We start from the raw sequence: 17415 nt of genomic DNA on the forward strand, positions 1-17415 counted from the left end.
CTCGTCTCACTCGTCGATGAGACTGGTGCTGTCGGAGAACTGGGCCAGCCGGAACACCACGAACTCCGCGGGCTTGACCGGCGAGACGCCGATCTCGCAGACGACCCGGCCCTGGTCGATGGACTCCTGCGGGTTGTTGTCGCGGTCGCACTTGACGTAGAACGCCTCCTCGGCGGTGCGGCCGAACAGCGCGCCCCGGCGCCATTCCTCGGTGAGGAACGCGGTGACGTTGCGCCGGATGCTCGACCAGAGCCGGTCGTCGTTCGGCTCGAAGACCACCCACTGGGTGCCCAGGAGGATCGACTCCTCCAGGTAGTTGAAGAGCCGGCGCACGTTCAGGTAGCGCCAGGCCGGGTCGGAGGAGAGGGTGCGGGCGCCCCAGATGCGGATGCCCCGGCCGGGGAAGGCGCGTACGCAGTTCACGCCGATCGGGTTGAGCAGGTCCTGCTCGCCCTTGCTGAGCCTGAGCTCCAGGTCGACCGCGCCGCGGATCACCTCGTTGGCGGGCGCCTTGTGCACACCGCGCTCGGCGTCGCTGCGCGCCCACACACCGGCGATGTGACCGCTCGGCGGGACGGTGGTGTTGCGTCCGGCGGCCGGGTCGAAGACCCGCACCCACGGGTAGTAGAGGGTGGCGTACCGGGAGTCGTAGCCCGCCTCGTCGTTGCGCCAGGCGCGCACCTGCTGGGCGTTGAGTCCGGGCGGGGTGTCCAGGACCGCGACCCGGTCGCCCATCTGCTCGCAGTGCGAGATCACGGCGAGCTGCACGGTGCGCACGCCCTCGGCGTCGATGTCGCCGCGCTGGTAGGCGCTCATCAGGTCCGGCACCGCGACCATGGTGATCTCGTCGATGGTCTCCAGGCCGCCGAACCCGGTGCGGGCCGCGGCGTCGCCGACGTACTCGGCCGGGTCGAGGCGGGCCACCGCGCCGGAGCCGGACGGGGCGGGCGCGGCCGGGGCCTCGGCGAGCGGCACGGTCTGGTTGGCGGGCCGGGTCTGGGTGGCACCCTGCTGCTCGGTGACCTCGATCAGCCGGGAGCCGCGGGCCTGGGTGACCAGGTAGCCCTTGACGTTCTTCCGGGTGGAGGCCTCGTACGTCTCCGCGACCTGGTCGCCCTGGCGGACCAGCACCTTGAAGCGGTCCTCCGGCGGGTTCTCGCCGTCGGCGTCGGCGATCTCCACCGACACGCCGGTGGTGCCCGGCCGGGCCGCGATCAGGAAGCCGCCCAGTTCGACGGGCTGCGCCGCCCGGGCCTCGCGCCGTCCGCCGGCCTCGGCCGCCGGGGCGGAGGCGTCCTGGGCGGAGCCGCCGATGCGCACCACGTACGCGGCGCCGCCGCCGTTGGCGAAGTAGCCGTAGACCGAGTGCGCCAGATAGGTGCCCTCGGTGAAGCCGCCGAACAGCTGGGTGTACTGGTCCCAGCTGGTGACCAGCGTCGGGGTGTGGAACGGGCCGGTCTCGGCGAACCCGACGAACGCGGCGACGGCGGTGCCGACCCCTTCGATCGGACGGGCACCGGACTGCACCTCCTCCACGTACACGCCCGGGGTGAGGTACGTCGGCATGCTCGCTCCTTCGGGGTCCTTGCGGGTGGGTCACCTGTGTCCAGGCCGAGTCTGCGGGACGGGTGCGCCGGGGGGACAGGGACGTGCGGACCCGACCGGGGGCAGGAACGCTGCCTTTCCCAGCCCGCCCCGACCGCCCACCGGCCCCCCGCCCTTGCCCGCACACTGCCCCTACGCCCCTGGACACCCCCGGCACCCGGGCGGTGCACTGGGTCGCCGACGGGAGCGGGTGCGGGGTCTCGCCGCAAGGGGTGCGGGTGTGTCGCCGGGTGCGGGTGCGCCGGGGCCGGGCGCGCGGTTCCCCGCGCCCCCTGGGGAGTTGCCGGGGCCCGTGTCCGAGGGGAAACGCCCCTCAGGCGCCCACGGCCGCCGACAGGTACGGGCCGAACTCGGTCTCCAGGACCAGGCGGCCCAGCTTGCGGTACTCCTGGGCGATCGCCGTCACCAGCTGGCTCATGGTGAGCGGCGCCCCGGACTCCGCCGCGAGGTAGGCGGCGGTCACCGCGCAGGCCCGGATCGAGCCGCCGGCCAGTTCGAAGCGGTCGGCGCAGAAGGCGAGATCCAGGTCGCCGGCCCGGGGCAGGCGGTCGCCCAGACAGCGTTCCCACAGGGCGAGCCGCTGGGCGGCGTCGGGCACCGGGAAGTCGGCGATCACGTCCAGCCGGCGGGTGAACGCCTCGTCCAGGTTGGCCCGCAGATTGGTGGTCAGCACCGCGATCCCGTCGAACGACTCCATGCGCTGGAGCAGGTACGCCGACTCGATGTTGGCGTGCCGGTCGTGCGCGTCCTTCACCTCCGAGCGCTTGCCGAAGATCGCGTCGGCCTCGTCGAAGAGCAGCACCGCGTTGACCGCCGACGCCTCGGTGAAGATCCGCTCCAGGTTCTTCTCGGTCTCGCCCACGTACTTGTCGACCACCGTGGACAGGTCGACCACGTACAGGTCCATGCCCAGGTCCGCCGCGACGACCTCGGCGGACATGGTCTTGCCGGTGCCCGACTCGCCCGCGAACAGCGCGATCACCCCGCGCCCGCGTCCGCCGCCGGGCCGCATCCCCCACTGGCCGAGGACCTGCTCGCGGTGGCGGGCGCGCAGCGCCAGTTCGCGCAGCCGCCGGTGGGTGGGCGGCGGGAGCACCAGGTCGTCCCAGCCGACCGAGGGCTCCACCCGGCGGGCCAGCCGGTCCAGGCCGGCGCCGTTCTGGGCGCGTACGGCGGTGCGCAGGTCGTCGGGGTGGACCGGGCGGTCCGCGAGGGCGGCGGTGCGCACGGCCACGTCGGCGGCGCGGCGCAGCTGCCCGGAGTCCAGGCGGTGCGCGGCCACCGCCCGGGCGAGCGCCTCGGTGTCACCGGGTACGGGACCGTCACCGGCGGCCCGCTCCAGGGCGTGCCGCCAGCGTGCGGCCTGCCGCTCGGGCGAGGGCGCCGGCACGGTCAGGACGACGGGGGTGTCCGCGGCCCAGGCCGGGTCCCAGCCGGTGGTGCCGTGGATCAGCAGGGGGATGCCGCGCAGCGCCGTACACAGCGTCCGCAGGGTGCGGGCCCGTTCGGCGGGTTCGTCGGGCAACGCCTCCAGCGGGCCGAGGACCACTCCGGCGCCGGTCAACCGGGCTTCGAGGGCGGTCACCCGCGCCAGCTCCGGTACGTCGCCGGAGCGCCGGGCGAGCGCCGCCGCGTCCAGCACCAGCGGGCGCAGGTCCGCCGCGCGGAGCGCCGCGACGGCCAGGCCCCCGGTGTCGCCCCGGCCGCGCAGATGGACCAGGCCGGTGCCGGTCCGGGCCGCCGCCGCCGTGCGGCGCACCTGCCCGGGCTCGGCGGTCGGGTCCTCGCGGGCCCCGTCGAGCACGCCGGCCAGCCGGGCGTCGGGCCACGCGTTCCCCAGCAGATGCGCGGTGACCCGGTCGGGGACCGCGAGGACGCGGGACAACGGCGGCCGTTCCGCCTCGGTGACCTCCACCAGGCCGCCCGCGACCAGCGGTGCCGCGGGGGCGAGCCGGAAGCGTCCGGGGGCCGCCCCGGCCAGCCCGCACAGTTCCAGGGCGAGTCCGACGGTGGGCCGGCGCCGGGTCAGGTCGTCGTTGAGGTAGCCGTAGAGCCGCTCGAACCGCGCGTCGAGATCGGGCGCCACCGCGACCAGGAGCAGGTCCAGGTCCAGCGGGGACAGCCCGAACCGTGCGGCGAGCGCGCCGAGGACGGAGCCGGCCGGCGGCTGCCAGGGGTCGGGTCCGGGGACGCCGAGCCCGCCCGGCTCGTCCAGGACGCGCGCCGCCGCCTCGGGGGTGAGGTACTGGCCCCGGTAGGGGTCGTCGGGGTCGGGATCCCCGGCCCGCCGCACCTCCACGGCCCACCGCACCCGCTCCTCGACGGCCCGCAACCGGTCCCACAGCGGATCCATACCAAACACGGCGTCGGGAGAGGGACGACCACCGACGGCACCCGGCCCGCCCCCCGGCTCGCCCTGCTCGGCGGGCCCGGCGGCAGCTCCGGCGTCCGGCTCCCCACCCGGCCCGCCCGGCCCGGTGGTGGTCTCGGTGACCGGCTTCACGGGTGGCGCGGCGGCGGTGCGGTTCGTCACGGTCTTCTCGGTCGTACGGGTCACGGCTGGCGGTCTCCCCGGTGGCGGCGGCGGGCGGGGGCCGGGCCCCGTTCGCGGGGGCCGGCGAAGCCCTGCGGGCCCGGGTCGCCCACCTCCGTGTAGCGCAGCCGGCGCTCCGGATCCGCCGGACCGTCCACGCGCCGGGCGGCGGAGCGCACGACGAGTCCCTCGGTGACCGGCGGTGCGACGGCCGTGACCGCCCCGGCGAGCGGCGCCCGCACCCGTACCCCCAGCGACGCCTTCAGCTCGCCGCCGAGCGCCGACCACACATCGGCGGCGGCCGGTACGTCGGCGGCGGCCCCGGCGACGTCCAGGCCCACGGTCAGGCCCAGTTCGGCGAGCGTGCCGGTGAGCAGCCGCGCGGGCAGCGTGTCGGCTGCCACCAGGCAGGCCAGCACCTGCGACAGCAGCCGGTGTTCGTCCTGCGGGCGGCTGGCCCACGCGGTGACCAGGTAGGTCAGGTCGAACCAGCGGGGCGGGGTGCGCCGCGCCACGAGCTGCCCGTCCGCGTCGTACACCTCCCCCGCGCCGCTGCCGCGCCGGGCGGCGTCCTCGCGGATGTCGTACAGGAAGACGCAGACCGTGGGCGCGCTGCGGCGCGCGGCCCAGTCCCGGGTGGGGGCGTCGAAGACGACCTCGACGCCCGACGCCTCCAGACCGGACTCGCCAAGCAGCCGGCGCAGCCCCTCGTCTACCTCGTGGATCACCGGCGGGTCACCTCGTCGGGCGGCTGGATGCTGCCGCTGACCACCAGGAAGTCGGTCTGCACCGGGGAGAACCCGGGGCCCTTGGCGATGATGACGCGCGGCCCGGTCTGGTCCTTGGCGAGGATGAGCAGTTGTCCGATGAAGGTGCCGTCGGGCCCCGGCACGGTCGGTGCCGCCGCCGCGGTGATCCCCGGCTTCCAGGTGAACCGCACCGGTGCACCGGGCGGGAAGTCCTTGCCGCGCACGGAGGTGACGAAGCCGGGCTTGCCGATCTCCGGTACGGCGATGATGCGCGGCTGGAGGATGCGCAGCCGCTGCCGGGCGGTGTTGTCGCTCCGGTCGGCGTCCGTGCCGGTGGTGGTGAGCACGCCGGTGACCTGGCCGGTCATCGCCTTCTTGGGGCTGAGCACGACGCGGACGACGGTGCTTCCGCCCGGCCGGAGGTCCGGCAGCGCGCACAGCCAGGAGGCGTCGCAGCCCGGCGGCGGCCCGCTGTCGGGGATCCCGGCGGGCAGCCCGATGCGCAGCCGCAGCCCGGTGGCCAGGGCATCGCGGCCGTTGCGGACGGTGTACGTCACCACGACCCGGCCGCCGACGTAGCCGGGGTTGGGCTGGGCCGTGACGTGTACGCCGGGTCCGGCGGCCGGGGCCGGCGGCTGCGGCGGCACCGGCGGCACGGTGGGCGGCGGTGTCGGCGTCGGGGTGGGAGCCGGGGGCGGGGTCGGCGTCGGGGTCGGGGTGGGCGTGGGGGTGGGTGTCGGCGGCGGGGGCGTGCGCACCGGCACCACGGTCCGGCCCGCGTTGTCGTCGGGCCGCGGGTCCAGGACCGTACCGGTGACCGACCAGCCGACCTGCGCGTCACCCGGGGTGAGCCCGGTGAGGGTGACGTCCACCGGGACCGTCGTACCGGGCCGCACCACGCCCAGATCGCACTGGAGGGAGGCGGGGACGCAGGCGCCGTCGGGCCGGGTGATCCGGGTGACGGTGACCCCGGCGGGCGGGGCGATGGTCAGCCGGGTGCCGGGGGAGGCGGCCGGGCCGTTGTTGACGACGTCGACGCGGACCGTGGTGGAGTCGCCGACGGTCACGTCCGGGACGGTGCCGGGCGCCCGGACGGCGAGGTCCACGGACTGCTGGACGCTGGGCTCCTTGTGCCGGCCCGGCAGGTCGTTGGTGAGCTTGGTCAGTTCGCCGGTGACGACGTTCAGCACCTTGAGCTTCTCCGGGCTGTTGACCGGCCGGCTGGGGCGGGAACTGAGCACCAGGGACGCGCCGTCGGGCGTCCAGGCGGCGTCCCGGGGCTGGAACGGCCCGGGGTTCTCCGGCAGTTCGCGGCGGCAGGCGTCGTTCACGTCACGGGCGGAGCCGGGGAGGAGCACCCGGCAGTCCTTGCCGGACACGGAGGTCACGATGATGCCGTTGTGCTCGCCGGTGTCGATCACGCCGGCGCCGTTCTTGCGGTTGAAGGCGATGCTGCCCCCGTCGGGGGAGAACGCGGGGCTGTCGTCGATGACCGCGCAGGTGCCCGGGCAGATCTTCTCGCTCAGGTCGTCCTGCCGGCCCAGGTTGTTCACGGGCACGGTCCAGATGTGCTTGTTGCCGCCGGCGCCGTAGACCAGCTCGTCGCGGGTGAAGGCCAGCATCGTGCCGTCGGAGGACCAGGTGGGCTGGGCGTCGTGGCCCTTGAGCTCCGTGTCGGGCGGGACGATCGTGCCGGTGATCGCGCCGGAGGCGACGTCCGCGATGAGCACCTTGCTGGTGGGCGCGGCCCCGTCGGTGCCCGGCGAGATCCGGGTGAAGGCGAGGTACTTGCCGTCCGGGGAGAACGCCGGGTCGGTGTCCCGATCGCGCGGTCCGCGTCCGGCGAGCTCCAGCCGCTTCGGGTGGCCGCCGTCGGCGTCCGCCAGCCAGATCTCCTCGACGCGGTTGCCACGCGGGCCCGCGAAACGGGTCACCACGATGCGGCGGCCGTCGGGTGTGTAGCTCTGCCGCTCGGTCCACGGGTCGTAGTCGGGCCCGGGCTGGAAGAGCGGGTCCTTCTTCGGGTCGATGTTGGTGTCGGCCTCCGGATCCTCGTTCAGGATCGTCAGGTTCAGGTCGCGGGGGTCGGCCCCGTCCGCCCGGATGTCCTGGAGCGTCACCGTGTGCGGGCTGTCGGCCGTGATGTGCTCCACCACCGCCCGGCCGCCGTCGAGCGGGCCGAGCCAGGTGGGCGAGGCGACCTCCCGGTTCTCGTTCAGCACCAGCCCGGGCGTCCCGGTGTCGTGCGACTTGGCGCGGAACACGTGGTCGTAGTTGCCCTCGCACTGGCAGGTGATCTCGGGGCTGAGGAACAGCACCTCGTTCCCGCCCGGCATCCAGGCCGGCGCGTGGGCCCGCCACTGCTCCCGGTCGCCGCCGAGCAGCGGCCCGTCGGTGGTGCCGGGGCCGTTCGTCTCCCTCAGCTGGGACCGGCCGCCCTTGGTGGCGGTGTACGCGATGAGGCCGCGGTGGTCCTTGTCGTTCACCGGGTTCCACACCGGCTCGGTGGCCGTGCCGTTGGCGGGATCGGTGACCCGGTCGGCGGTGCCGCCGTTCAGGGGCCGTACGTAGATCTGCGCCCCGGCCGTCGCGTCCTCGTTGCTGGAGTACGCGAGGCGCGTACCGTCCGGGGAGACCGTCGGGTGGGTCTCGTCGGCGCGGCTTTTGGTGAGCGGGGTCGGCCGTCCGGTGCCGTCGGCGGGCACCAGCCACAGGTCGCGCTGGTCCTTGCCGTCCGGGCCGCCGGGCGCGGCCGCGTCGAAGACCACGGAGGCGCCGTCCGGCGTCAGCCGGGGGTGGGCCGCGTCCATGCCTCTGGTGAGGCGGTGCAGGGAACCGCCGGCGTCCCGCAGATAGATCTGCGGGTCCTTCTCGTCCCGGCGGCTGGCGAAGACCAGTCGGTCGCCGAGGGCGGACGGCTGGATGTCGTTGTGGGCCGGGCCGGTGTCGAACAGCGCGGCGCTGGTCTTGTCCGAGGTGGGCACGCCGAGGCTGCGGTGCCGGGTGCCGGCGAACGCGATCCGGGTCTCCGGGGCCGTGGTGGCCACCCGCGGCGAGGCGTCGGCGGTGCCGTTCTCGCCGGAGGCCGCGGTCGCGCCGAGCAGGGGGATCAGCAGCAGCGCCGTCGCGCCGAGCCGCCCCAGGCGGTACCGCCCGCCGGGGCCAGCGGTTCCCATCAAGGTCCCCCTCGCAGTCTGGTGCGGCAATCCGGGTGTGCCCCCGCCACCCTGTCCCGGGCGCGCGCGGCGCGGGAGGGCGGCGGGGCCATACCCGGGGGAAACGCGCGGTGCGCTTTCGGGCAGTGCGCGTTCCCGGCGGGGCCGTTCCCGGACCGTCCCGTCAGATCAGCCCGTTGCGCAGCGCGTAGCCGACCGCGTGGGCCCGGTTGCGCAGCTGGAGCCGGGTGATCACCTCGTGGAGGATGTTCTTGACGGTCCGTTCGGAGTACGAGGTCTTGCGGGCGATCTCGGCGGTGTCCAGGCCCTCCGACACCATCCGCAGCATGTCCGCCTCACGGGTGGTCAGGGTCGACAGGGACAGTCCCCGCGGATCGAGCGCCGACCGCTGGAGGCTGCCCACATGGCTGAGGAGCTTGCCGAGCAGGTCGCCGGGCAGGACGCCCTCGCCGTTGGCTATGGCCACGACGAGCCGCAGCAGCTGGTCCTGGTCGGCCTCGGCGCGCCGCAGCACCGCCGCCACCCCGCACTCGATGACCCGTTGCAGCGAGCCGGAGCCGAGGGTGGCGACCACCAGGCCGGTACGGGTGGCGGTGTTGTGCCGCAACCGGTGCAGCAGCGCGGCCACGTCGTCGTCGACGTGGTCCACGACCACCAGCGACACCTGGGCCCGCTCGGCGTCGGCGTCGGCGAGCAGGTCGATCTCGGGGCGCTGCCGCAGCTGCTGGACGACGCCCAGGCGCAGCACCGGGTCGGCGGCGTACACGGCGACGGTGACCCGGTCGGGACGGTCGGCGGGAGGGGTCCGGTGTGAGGTCCAGGCCGGGGCCGGCCCAGGAGAGGCGGTGGCGGGCACGGCCGGCCCGGCTGTGTTTGAGCTGGACATAAGGGGTTACCTGTCTGATGAGTACGGGTCGGGGGGATGCGAGGGTGGGGACGGGCGCCGGGGGACGGCGCCCACCCGGGACGGCGGCCGCGTCAACGGACCGCTGCCCTCGGGAAGTTGTGGGGTGACCGCGAGGGCACCGCGACTGCCCGGGCATTGCCCTCGCGCTTCTCGTCGCGCTGCCGGGCCCGGCCTATCGTGCTTGCGTGACGCCTTCCGCAGCCTCTTCCAGCCCCGGCGCTCCCGGCCTCGACATTCCGGAAGTGACCGTGGCGCCGGGGGACATCGCCACGACCACGGTGACCGTGCGCAACGACAGCGACATCGTCGAGGCGTACAGCCTGGAGATCGTCGGGGACTGCGCCGCCTGGACCACCGTGGAGCCCGCGCGGGTCTCCCTGTATCCGGGCACCTCGGAGACGGTGACGATCCGCCTGGAGCCACCACGGTCCCCGGAGGTCCGGGCCGGTGCGGTGCCCCTCGGGGTACGGGTGCTGCCGGCCGAGCACCCCGAGTCGGTGCGAGTACTCGAAACCACCGTGCACATCGGGGCGTTCCACGAGCTGCGCAGCGAGCTGGCCCCGCGCCGGCGGCGCGGCTGGCTGCGCGGCCGGTACCGGCTGGCGGTGCGCAACCAGGGCAACACCCCCGTGCGGGTCGGCTTCACCGCCGGACAGGCGGGCGAGGAGCTGACGTTCGCCTTCACCCCGGCGGAACAGAACCTGGAGCCCGGCGAGTCGGCGGAGATCGGCCTGCGTGTACGCACCGGCAAGCCGGTGTGGTTCGGCGCCCCGGTGGTGTGGCCGTTCACCGTGGACGCCGCCGAGACCGGCGAGCAGGACGAGCCCCGGCCGGACGAGCACGCCGTACGGGTGCCGCTGGACGCCGAGTTCGTCCAGATACCGATCTTCCCCAAGTGGCTGCTGGCCCTGCTCGCGGCGCTGCTCGCGCTGTTGCTGGCCTGGTTCATGCTGGTCCGTCCGGCGGTGCGCAGTGCCGCCAAGGAAGCGGCCACCGAGGCGGTCCAGCCGCGGCCCACGCCCGCCGGGGAACAGGGCGCGGACGGGCAGACCCCGGGCACCGGCCCCAACACGGGTACGGGCAAGGGCACGGCGCCCGGCACCGCTTCCGGGGGCCAGGGCACGGGCACTCCGGGCGGCACGGGCGGCGACGGCACGTCGACCGACAACGGCACCGGGACCGGCGGCGGGCTGCAGAGTTCGCAGACCATCGACGTGCGCACGACCCGCGGGCAGACCAAGCCCGGCATCTACCAGGTGCCCGAGGACAGTGTCTTCGGGGTCACGGATATCGTCGTCTCCAACTTCCAGGGCGACGAGGGACTGGTGACGATCACCTTCGGGGACCGCAAGATCACCACCATCGCGCTGGAGACCTTCCGCAACCAGGACTACCACTGGGTGACCCCCATCAAGATCCCCGAGAACGACACCGTGACCGTCGAAGTGACCTGCGAGAAGCCCGGTACTCCGGCGACCGGACGCCAGGCGCAGGGATGCCACGAGGTCGTGAACGTGAGTGGCGTACTCAGCCGTACCGCCCAGTAACTCCAGCCTCATGCCCACAGGCATTGTGGGTCGATATCGGGTGTATCTGCCAAGAGTCTGATCTTGGTCCGTCCAAAAACAGCCAACATGGGGCCGAAAACCGCCACTCCGGGGACCGCGAGGCCGGCCCGGAGCGGCGGCGTCCCGGGCGCGGCACGGTGCCCGGGGCGCCGGATGCCGGCCGGCAGGGCCGCGCAGGGGAAACCTGTCGCGGCGGCAACACATAAGCGCACGCGCCGCCGTCAGGGCGGGAAGCGCCCCCGAAGCGGTCGGCCAGGGCACCCCCATGGAGCCCCGCCATATCTGTCCTCGCCACTGCAGAATTGCCCGCGGCGCTCCGAAAGGTTTTCCGGTGGAGCAGGCCCAGAATATCGCCGCCGACAGGGCCGCCCGACAAAAAAGCTGGGTGTGCCGGGGCGGACCGTGTTACCGTGATAACAGTTGCAGTTTTGATTGCCGGACTTTCCGGGCCCCCTTAGGGGTGATCATCGCGGCGACTCGGGGTCCGCACAGTGCGGACCACGGCACTGCCCCCCTAGGGAGATTCAATATGGCATCTGGCACCGTGAAGTGGTTCAACGCGGAAAAGGGCTTCGGCTTCATCGAGCAGGACGGCGGCGGCGCCGACGTGTTCGCGCACTACTCGAACATCGCCACCTCCGGCTTCCGCGAGCTTCAGGAAGGCCAGAAGGTTACCTTCGACGTCACGCAGGGCCAGAAGGGCCCGCAGGCCGAGAACATCGTTCCCGCCTGACGCTGACGCGCTCTACGAGGCCGGGGCCCGCGCTCTTGGGGCGCGGGCCCCGGTCCGTTTACCCGCGGGCTGCGGCCCGTTTCCCCGCCGTCCGGCCCCCCTTCTCCGCCTTTCGGCTTTCCCTTCGGCTCATTCTTGTGAATTCTGCCGCGGTTGCGCACCGCCGAAAGGAATTCCTCGACACGTGCCGCGCGCATCGAGGAGGTTCCTCATCATGAACCGCACCCGCCGTACCCGTGGCGCCGCAGGCACCGGTGGTACCGGACGCCGCGGCGGCAACGACTCCGCCCCTTTCCGGTCCGCCCGGACCCCCGGACGCGGAAAGAGCCCCCAGGGAAAGACCCCGGGCGCCCGGCGCTCCCCCCAAGGTGAGTTCGCCCTGCCCGTCACCCTCACCGAGGCGCTGCCGCCGGCGGAGGACTTCGCCGACCTGGACCTGCCCGAGCCCCTGCGGGACGCGCTGCGCGCCGAAGGCGTGACCGCGCCGTTCCCCATCCAGGCGGCGACGCTGCCGAACACGCTGGCCGGCCGGGACGTCCTGGGCCGCGGCCGTACCGGATCGGGCAAGACCCTCGCCTTCGGCCTGCCCCTGCTGGCCCGCCTGGCCGGACAGCGGGCCGAGCCCCGGCAGCCGCTCGCCCTGATCCTCGTCCCCACCCGGGAACTGGCCCAGCAGGTCACCGAGGCCCTCACCCCCTACGCGCGGGCGCTGCGCCTGCGCTCGGTCACCGTGGTCGGCGGCATGTCGATCGGCCGCCAGACGGCCGCGCTGCGCGCCGGTGCCGAGATCGTCGTGGCGACCCCCGGGCGACTCAAGGACATCATCGACCGCGGCGGCTGCCGGCTGGACCAGGTGGCCGTCACCGTCCTCGACGAGGCCGACCAGATGACCGACATGGGTTTCATGCCCCAGGTCACCGCCCTCCTCGACCAGGTCCGCCCGGACGGCCAGCGGATGCTGTTCTCGGCCACCCTGGACCGCAACATCGACCTGCTGGTGCGCCGGTACCTGCACGACCCGGTCGTGCACTCGGTCGACCCGTCGGCGGGCGCGGTCACCACGATGGAGCACCACCTGCTGCACGTCCGCGACGACGACAAGCACGGCACCGCCACCGAGATCGCCGCCCGCGACGGCCGCGTGATCATGTTCCTGGACACCAAGCACGCGGCGGAACGGCTGGCCAAGCACCTGCTGTCGGTCGGGGTGCGGGCCTCGGCGCTGCACGGCGGCAAGTCCCAGCCGCAGCGCACCCGCACCCTCGCCCAGTTCAAGGACGGCCACGTCACGGTCCTGGTGGCCACCAACGTCGCCGCCCGCGGCCTGCACATCGACGACATCGACCTCGTGGTGAACGTCGACCCGCCCGCCGACCACAAGGACTACCTGCACCGCGGCGGCCGTACCGCCCGCGCCGGCAAGTCCGGCACGGTCGTCACCCTCGTACTGCCGCACCAGCGGCGCGCGGTGGACCGCCTCATGAGCGCCGCCGACATCACCGCCCGCACCACCCGCGTACGCCCGGGCGAGCCCGAGCTGAACCGGATCACCGGCGCCCGGACGCCCTCCGGGGTGCCCGTCACCGTCACCGTGCCGGCCGCCGAACGCCCCCAGCGACCCGGCACCGCCGGGGCCGCCGGGCGTGGCCGGGGCGGCCGGTCCCGGCGGGCCCGGGGAGCCCGGCGCGCCCCGTCCGGGCGTTCCGCTCCCGAGGGGAGCCGTTGACCCGCACGCACCCCGTGACCGCCGGGCGGCCCCGCGCCCTCGGCGGTCCCGTCCCCACCCCGACCGCTCCGCTGGAGGCACCATGCGCTGTGTCATCGCCCGTTTCCCCTTCGACCTGACCAAGCCCGAGGTCGAGCAGTCGATGGAGGGCGTCTCCCCCGAGCCCGCCGTCGGCGTCTGCGTGACCGTCGGCCGCCGGGTCTACCCGGTCAAGCAGGTCGGGCAGGTCATCACCGGACAGGACCGCCGCGATTTCACGGCGGCCGAGGTGAGCCGGGCGCTGACCAGGCTCGGCTTCACCTGCCACGAGGCCGCGGCGGCCCGCCCGCCGGAGCACCGCGAGTCCTCGGCGCTTCCCTGGGCGGACACCCCGCTGGCCTAACCCACACCGGCGCCACGACGGAAACGGGCGGCCGAAGTCCGTCCGGGACGGGATCGTACGCATGGACAGCAACGGAAGTCCCGCCGGGCATCTCCCGCCGGCCGGAGCACACACCTACCGGATGCCCCTCCCCCGGCTCACCCTGACCCCGATCGGTGGCCACGGCCCGCTGGACGGGGCCTGGTGGCCCCGCTGTGACGCGCTGGAACTGGAACTGCCGGCCCTGACCGGCGCGCTGGCCGCCGGTCTCGGCGCGGTCGTCCACGTCACCGTGGACACCGCCGCCTGGCCCGACGCCCCGTACCGGGTGCCGGCCCCCGGCCGGTTCATCCGGGTCTCCCTGTCGGCCGTCGACACCGAGGCGCACACCATCACCCTGGACACCGGCGCCGGGGAACACCGGGAACTGCTGGTCGTACCGCCCGGCGAACCCGCCGACGCGGCACGCTGGCTGCTGACCACGGCCGCCGATCCGGGGAACGCCCTGTCCGCCCCGCACATGCTGGCACTCGCCGACGCCACCTGGGAGCGCTGAGGCTCCCGGGAGGCGGCGGGCTCTCCCGCGCATCCCGGGCGCGGGGCCGGGTACCCGGCGGTCGCTGGATGCCCGGGGCTCTGGCGCACAGAGCCGAAGCGACAGGAGTCGGAGGCCGGAGACGATGTCTGGTCCGGCACGCACCACCACGGCCGACCCGCGGCAGCGCCGCCGTACCGCGGCCCGGTCCGCCCGCCCGCGCAGCCGGGTCCCCGAACCCGGCGACGAGGCCGATCTGCTCGGCCAGTACCTGAACCAGATCGCCGCGACCCCCCTGCTCGACGCCGTCGACGAGGTACGGCTGGGCGGGCTCATCGACGCCGGTCAGCACGCCGCCGGGGAACTGGAGCGGGACGACGCCGACCGTGTCCCGCCGCACCGGCGCCGGGAGCTGGAGGCGGCCGTACGGGACGGCCGGGACGCCAAGGACCACATGATCCGCGCCAATCTGCGGCTCGTGGTGTCCATCGCCAAACGGCACGCCCACCGCGGGGTGCCCCTGCTCGACCTGATCCAGGAGGGCAATCTGGGGCTGATCCGGGCCGTGGAGAAGTTCGACCACACCAAGGGCTTCAAGTTCTCCACGTACGCCACCTGGTGGATCCGCCAGGCGATCGAGCGGGGCCTGGCCCAGCACGCCCGTACCGTCCGGCTGCCGATGCACGTCGTGGAGCAGCTGCAGAAGCTGGCGAAGGTCGAACGGCAGCTCCAGCTGCGCATCGGGCACGAGCCGACGGACGAGGAGGTCGCGCGGGAGAGCGGCCTCGCCGAGGACCGGGTGGCCTGGCTGCGCCGGGTCGGACGGCAGACGCTCAGCCTGGACACGCCCGTGGACGACACCGGCGAGACCGTGGTCGGCGACCTCATCCCGGCCACCGACGTCCTCCAGGCCCCCCAGGTCGCCGAGTACCGGGCGCTCGCCGAGGACCTCCGGGACGCGCTGGGCGTGCTGGCCCCGCGCGAGGCCATGATCCTCAGCCTGCGCTACGGGCTGCACGACGGGCATCCGCGCACCCTGCAACAGGTGGCCGAGCAGGTGGGGCTGACCCGGGAGCGCGTACGCCAGCTGGAGAAGGAGTCGCTCGGCCGGCTGCGGGCGCCCGAGACGGGCGAACGCCTGCTGGACTGGGCGGGCTGACCCCACGCCCGCCGGCCCGGTTCCGGGTGAGCACGTGTCACACCCTGGACGAGGACGCTGACCGCAGCGGCCGCGAGATCGGCCCCGACCAGGGAGCCGTCGCGGGGGGCGCCGAAACCCGGCCCGGCGGGGCGCCCTCGTCCGGGGCGCTACTGCGTCCGGGTGTATCGCTCACCCGGACGGCCGTACATCGGCCGCTCGGGGACCCCCCGGGGCGCGCCCGGCCGGTGAGGATGACGGGTGGACCGCCGTCACGGCAGGGCGGACGCGAGCATCGGGAGACGGACGACTTGTGAGCATCCTGAACGAACCCCAGGGCGGAGGCGCGGCGGCCGAGGACTCGTACCAGAACGAGCTGCCGGTCCGGCGCAAGCAGCCCGGCAATGTCGTGGTGAAGTGGCTGACGACCACCGACCACAAGACGATCGGCACGCTGTATCTGACGACGTCGTTCGCGTTCTTCCTGCTCGGCGGCGTGATGGCGCTGCTCATCCGGGCCGAGCTGGCCCGGCCGGGCATCCAGATCATCTCCAACGAGCAGTACAACCAGATGTTCACGATGCACGGCACGATCATGCTGCTGATGTTCGCGACGCCGCTGTTCGCCGGATTCACCAACTGGATCATGCCGCTCCAGATCGGCGCGCCCGACGTGGCCTTCCCCCGGCTGAACATGTTCGCCTACTGGCTGTACCTGTTCGGTTCGCTCATCGCGGTCGGCGGCTTCCTCACCGCCAACGGCGCCGCCGACTTCGGCTGGTTCGCCTACACCCCGCTGTCCGACGCCACCCGCACCCCCGGTCTCGGCGGGAACCTGTGGATCCTGGGCCTGGCCTTCTCCGGCTTCGGCACGATCCTCGGCGCCGTCAACTTCATCACCACGATCATCTGCATGCGCGCCCCCGGCATGACCATGTTCCGCATGCCGATCTTCACCTGGAACGTGCTGCTGACCGGTGTGCTGGTCCTGCTGGCCTTCCCGGTGCTGGCCGCCGCGCTGTTCGCCCTGGCGGCGGACCGCATCTACGGCGCCCACGTCTACGACCCGGCCAACGGCGGCCCCCTGCTGTGGCAGCACCTGTTCTGGTTCTTCGGGCACCCCGAGGTCTACATCATCGCCCTGCCGTTCTTCGGGATCGTCACCGAGGTCATCCCGGTCTTCGCCCGCAAGCCGATCTTCGGCTACATGGGCCTGGTTGCCGCGACGATCGCCATCGCCGGTCTGTCGGTCACGGTGTGGGCCCACCACATGTACGTCACCGGCGGGGTGCTGCTGCCCTTCTTCGCCTTCATGACCTTCCTGATCGCCGTGCCCACCGGGGTGAAGTTCTTCAACTGGATCGGCACCATGTGGAAGGGCAGCCTCTCCTTCGAGACGCCGATGCTGTGGGCGGCCGGCTTCCTCGTGACGTTCCTCTTCGGCGGGCTGACCGGCGTCATCCTCGCCTCGCCGCCCATGGACTTCCACGTCTCCGACTCGTACTTCGTCGTCGCCCACTTCCACTACGTGGTCTTCGGCACGGTCGTCTTCGCGATGTTCGCCGGATTCCACTTCTGGTGGCCCAAGTTCACCGGCAAGATGCTCGACGAACGGCTCGGCAAGATCACCTTCTGGACCCTGTTCGTCGGCTTCCACACCACCTTCCTGGTCCAGCACTGGCTGGGCGCCGAGGGCATGCCCCGCCGCTACGCCGACTACCTGGCCGCCGACGGCTTCACCGCGCTGAACGCGCTGTCGAGCATCGGTTCCTTCCTGCTGGGCCTGTCGATGCTGCCGTTCCTCTACAACGTGTGGAAGACCGCGAAGTTCGGCACCCCGGTCGGCGTGGACGACCCGTGGGGCTACGGCCGCTCGCTGGAGTGGGCCACCTCCTGCCCGCCGCCCCGGCACAACTTCCTCACCCTGCCCCGCATCCGCAGCGAGTCCCCCGCCTTCGACCTGCACCACCCGGACATCGCGGCGCGGGAGCAGGAAGGCTACGAGATCGCCACCAGCGACCGGCCGCGCGGATGAGCGGCCTGCGCAAGCGGGGGGCGGGAACGGGCGGTGACCTCGGCAACGAGGTCGAGGGGTACCTGCTGTGGCAGGCCAGGGTCGCGGAGGCGGAACAGCGCGCCCGCGAGTTCACCGGCCCCCTGGACTGGCTGACGACGGCCCAGCGCGAGGAGATCGAGCGGCAGTACACCGCCGACAGCCTGCGCCGGGCCCGCGCCGACCTGGAGCGCGTGGCGGCCCGGTGCGTGTCGCTGCGCGCCGAGTACGAGCACCGCTACCAGCAGCTGCGGCGGCGCTGCCTGGCCGTGGTGCTCACGGTGTGCGCGGGCTGCACCGCGCTGACCGCGCTGCTGCTCGCCCTGTGACC

At 73.6% G+C, this 17415-nt stretch carries 13 protein-coding genes; 8 read left to right on the plus strand and 5 right to left on the minus strand.

Features of this window, described 5'->3' with window-relative positions:
* Positions 1-6: 6 nt before the first annotated feature.
* From ABD350_RS06690 to ABD350_RS06710, 5 genes are all read right to left on the minus strand, one after another.
* Complete coding sequence (locus tag ABD350_RS06690) at positions 7-1566, minus strand: phage tail sheath family protein (protein WP_344346827.1); 1560 nt, start codon at positions 1564-1566, stop codon at positions 7-9.
* Between the two features lie 352 nt (positions 1567-1918).
* Complete coding sequence (locus ABD350_RS06695; protein ID WP_344347050.1) at positions 1919-3958, minus strand: AAA family ATPase; 2040 nt, start codon at positions 3956-3958, stop codon at positions 1919-1921.
* Positions 3959-4158: 200 nt separating this feature from the next.
* On the minus strand, positions 4159-4866 hold the full coding sequence (locus ABD350_RS06700) for a Pvc16 family protein (RefSeq protein WP_344346828.1): 708 nt from the start codon (positions 4864-4866) through the stop codon (positions 4159-4161).
* Positions 4863-8063, minus strand: coding sequence for a hypothetical protein (locus ABD350_RS06705; protein ID WP_344346830.1), 3201 nt, complete (start codon positions 8061-8063; stop codon positions 4863-4865). The genes ABD350_RS06700 and ABD350_RS06705 overlap by 4 nt, the downstream gene beginning before the upstream one ends.
* A 163-nt stretch (positions 8064-8226) precedes the next feature.
* Positions 8227-8949, minus strand: a complete 723-nt coding sequence (locus tag ABD350_RS06710; RefSeq protein ID WP_344346831.1) for a helix-turn-helix transcriptional regulator — start codon at positions 8947-8949, stop codon at positions 8227-8229.
* A gap of 206 nt (positions 8950-9155) precedes the next feature.
* Here ABD350_RS06710 and ABD350_RS06715 point away from each other — a divergent pair, with 206 nt between their 5' ends.
* The 8 genes from ABD350_RS06715 to ABD350_RS06750 all read left to right on the plus strand — a co-directional run bounded on the left by ABD350_RS06715 (position 9156) and on the right by ABD350_RS06750 (position 17413).
* The gene (locus tag ABD350_RS06715; protein WP_344346833.1) at positions 9156-10517 is read left to right on the plus strand and encodes a COG1470 family protein; all 1362 of its coding nucleotides are present in this window, start codon (positions 9156-9158) and stop codon (positions 10515-10517) included.
* Between the two features lie 550 nt (positions 10518-11067).
* Positions 11068-11271, plus strand: coding sequence for a cold-shock protein (locus ABD350_RS06720; protein WP_007383480.1), 204 nt, complete (start codon positions 11068-11070; stop codon positions 11269-11271).
* Positions 11272-11485: 214 nt separating this feature from the next.
* Positions 11486-12997 (plus strand): DEAD/DEAH box helicase, encoded by a 1512-nt coding sequence (locus tag ABD350_RS06725; protein ID WP_344346834.1) that lies wholly within the window; start codon positions 11486-11488, stop codon positions 12995-12997.
* Positions 12998-13079: 82 nt separating this feature from the next.
* Positions 13080-13379 carry an SCO5918 family protein gene (locus ABD350_RS06730; RefSeq protein ID WP_344346835.1) on the plus strand — a complete coding sequence of 100 codons (300 nt, stop codon included), beginning with the start codon at positions 13080-13082 and terminating at the stop codon, positions 13377-13379.
* 61 nt (positions 13380-13440) lie between these two features.
* Positions 13441-13914 carry a DUF5994 family protein gene (locus tag ABD350_RS06735; protein WP_344346836.1) on the plus strand — a complete coding sequence of 158 codons (474 nt, stop codon included), beginning with the start codon at positions 13441-13443 and terminating at the stop codon, positions 13912-13914.
* Positions 13915-14038: 124 nt separating this feature from the next.
* Positions 14039-15052 (plus strand): sigma-70 family RNA polymerase sigma factor, encoded by a 1014-nt coding sequence (locus ABD350_RS06740; protein WP_344346837.1) that lies wholly within the window; start codon positions 14039-14041, stop codon positions 15050-15052.
* Between the two features lie 292 nt (positions 15053-15344).
* Positions 15345-17066 (plus strand): aa3-type cytochrome oxidase subunit I, encoded by a 1722-nt coding sequence (gene ctaD / locus ABD350_RS06745; protein WP_344346838.1) that lies wholly within the window; start codon positions 15345-15347, stop codon positions 17064-17066.
* Positions 17063-17413, plus strand: a complete 351-nt coding sequence (locus ABD350_RS06750; protein ID WP_344346839.1) for a cytochrome C oxidase subunit I — start codon at positions 17063-17065, stop codon at positions 17411-17413. The genes ctaD and ABD350_RS06750 overlap by 4 nt, the downstream gene beginning before the upstream one ends.
* Positions 17414-17415 lie beyond the last annotated feature (2 nt).

This window comes from Streptomyces nogalater (assembly GCF_039532885.1).
Taxonomy (GTDB): Bacteria; Actinomycetota; Actinomycetes; order Streptomycetales; family Streptomycetaceae; genus Streptomyces; species Streptomyces nogalater.

Excerpts from the sequence above, each read along its gene's own strand:
- ABD350_RS06695 (WP_344347050.1), bottom strand. The coding sequence starts at position 3,958 with ATGGATCCGCTGTGGGACCGGTTGCGGGCCGTCGAGGAGCGGGTGCGG.
- ABD350_RS06730 (WP_344346835.1), top strand. The coding sequence starts at position 13,080 with ATGCGCTGTGTCATCGCCCGTTTCCCCTTCGACCTGACCAAGCCCGAG.
- ABD350_RS06740 (WP_344346837.1), top strand. The coding sequence starts at position 14,039 with ATGTCTGGTCCGGCACGCACCACCACGGCCGACCCGCGGCAGCGCCGC.
- ABD350_RS06735 (WP_344346836.1), top strand. The coding sequence starts at position 13,441 with ATGGACAGCAACGGAAGTCCCGCCGGGCATCTCCCGCCGGCCGGAGCA.
- ABD350_RS06710 (WP_344346831.1), bottom strand. The coding sequence starts at position 8,949 with ATGTCCAGCTCAAACACAGCCGGGCCGGCCGTGCCCGCCACCGCCTCT.
- ABD350_RS06690 (WP_344346827.1), bottom strand. The coding sequence starts at position 1,566 with ATGCCGACGTACCTCACCCCGGGCGTGTACGTGGAGGAGGTGCAGTCC.
- ABD350_RS06750 (WP_344346839.1), top strand. The coding sequence starts at position 17,063 with ATGAGCGGCCTGCGCAAGCGGGGGGCGGGAACGGGCGGTGACCTCGGC.
- ABD350_RS06720 (WP_007383480.1), top strand. The coding sequence starts at position 11,068 with ATGGCATCTGGCACCGTGAAGTGGTTCAACGCGGAAAAGGGCTTCGGC.
- ABD350_RS06705 (WP_344346830.1), bottom strand. The coding sequence starts at position 8,063 with ATGGGAACCGCTGGCCCCGGCGGGCGGTACCGCCTGGGGCGGCTCGGC.
- ABD350_RS06725 (WP_344346834.1), top strand. The coding sequence starts at position 11,486 with ATGAACCGCACCCGCCGTACCCGTGGCGCCGCAGGCACCGGTGGTACC.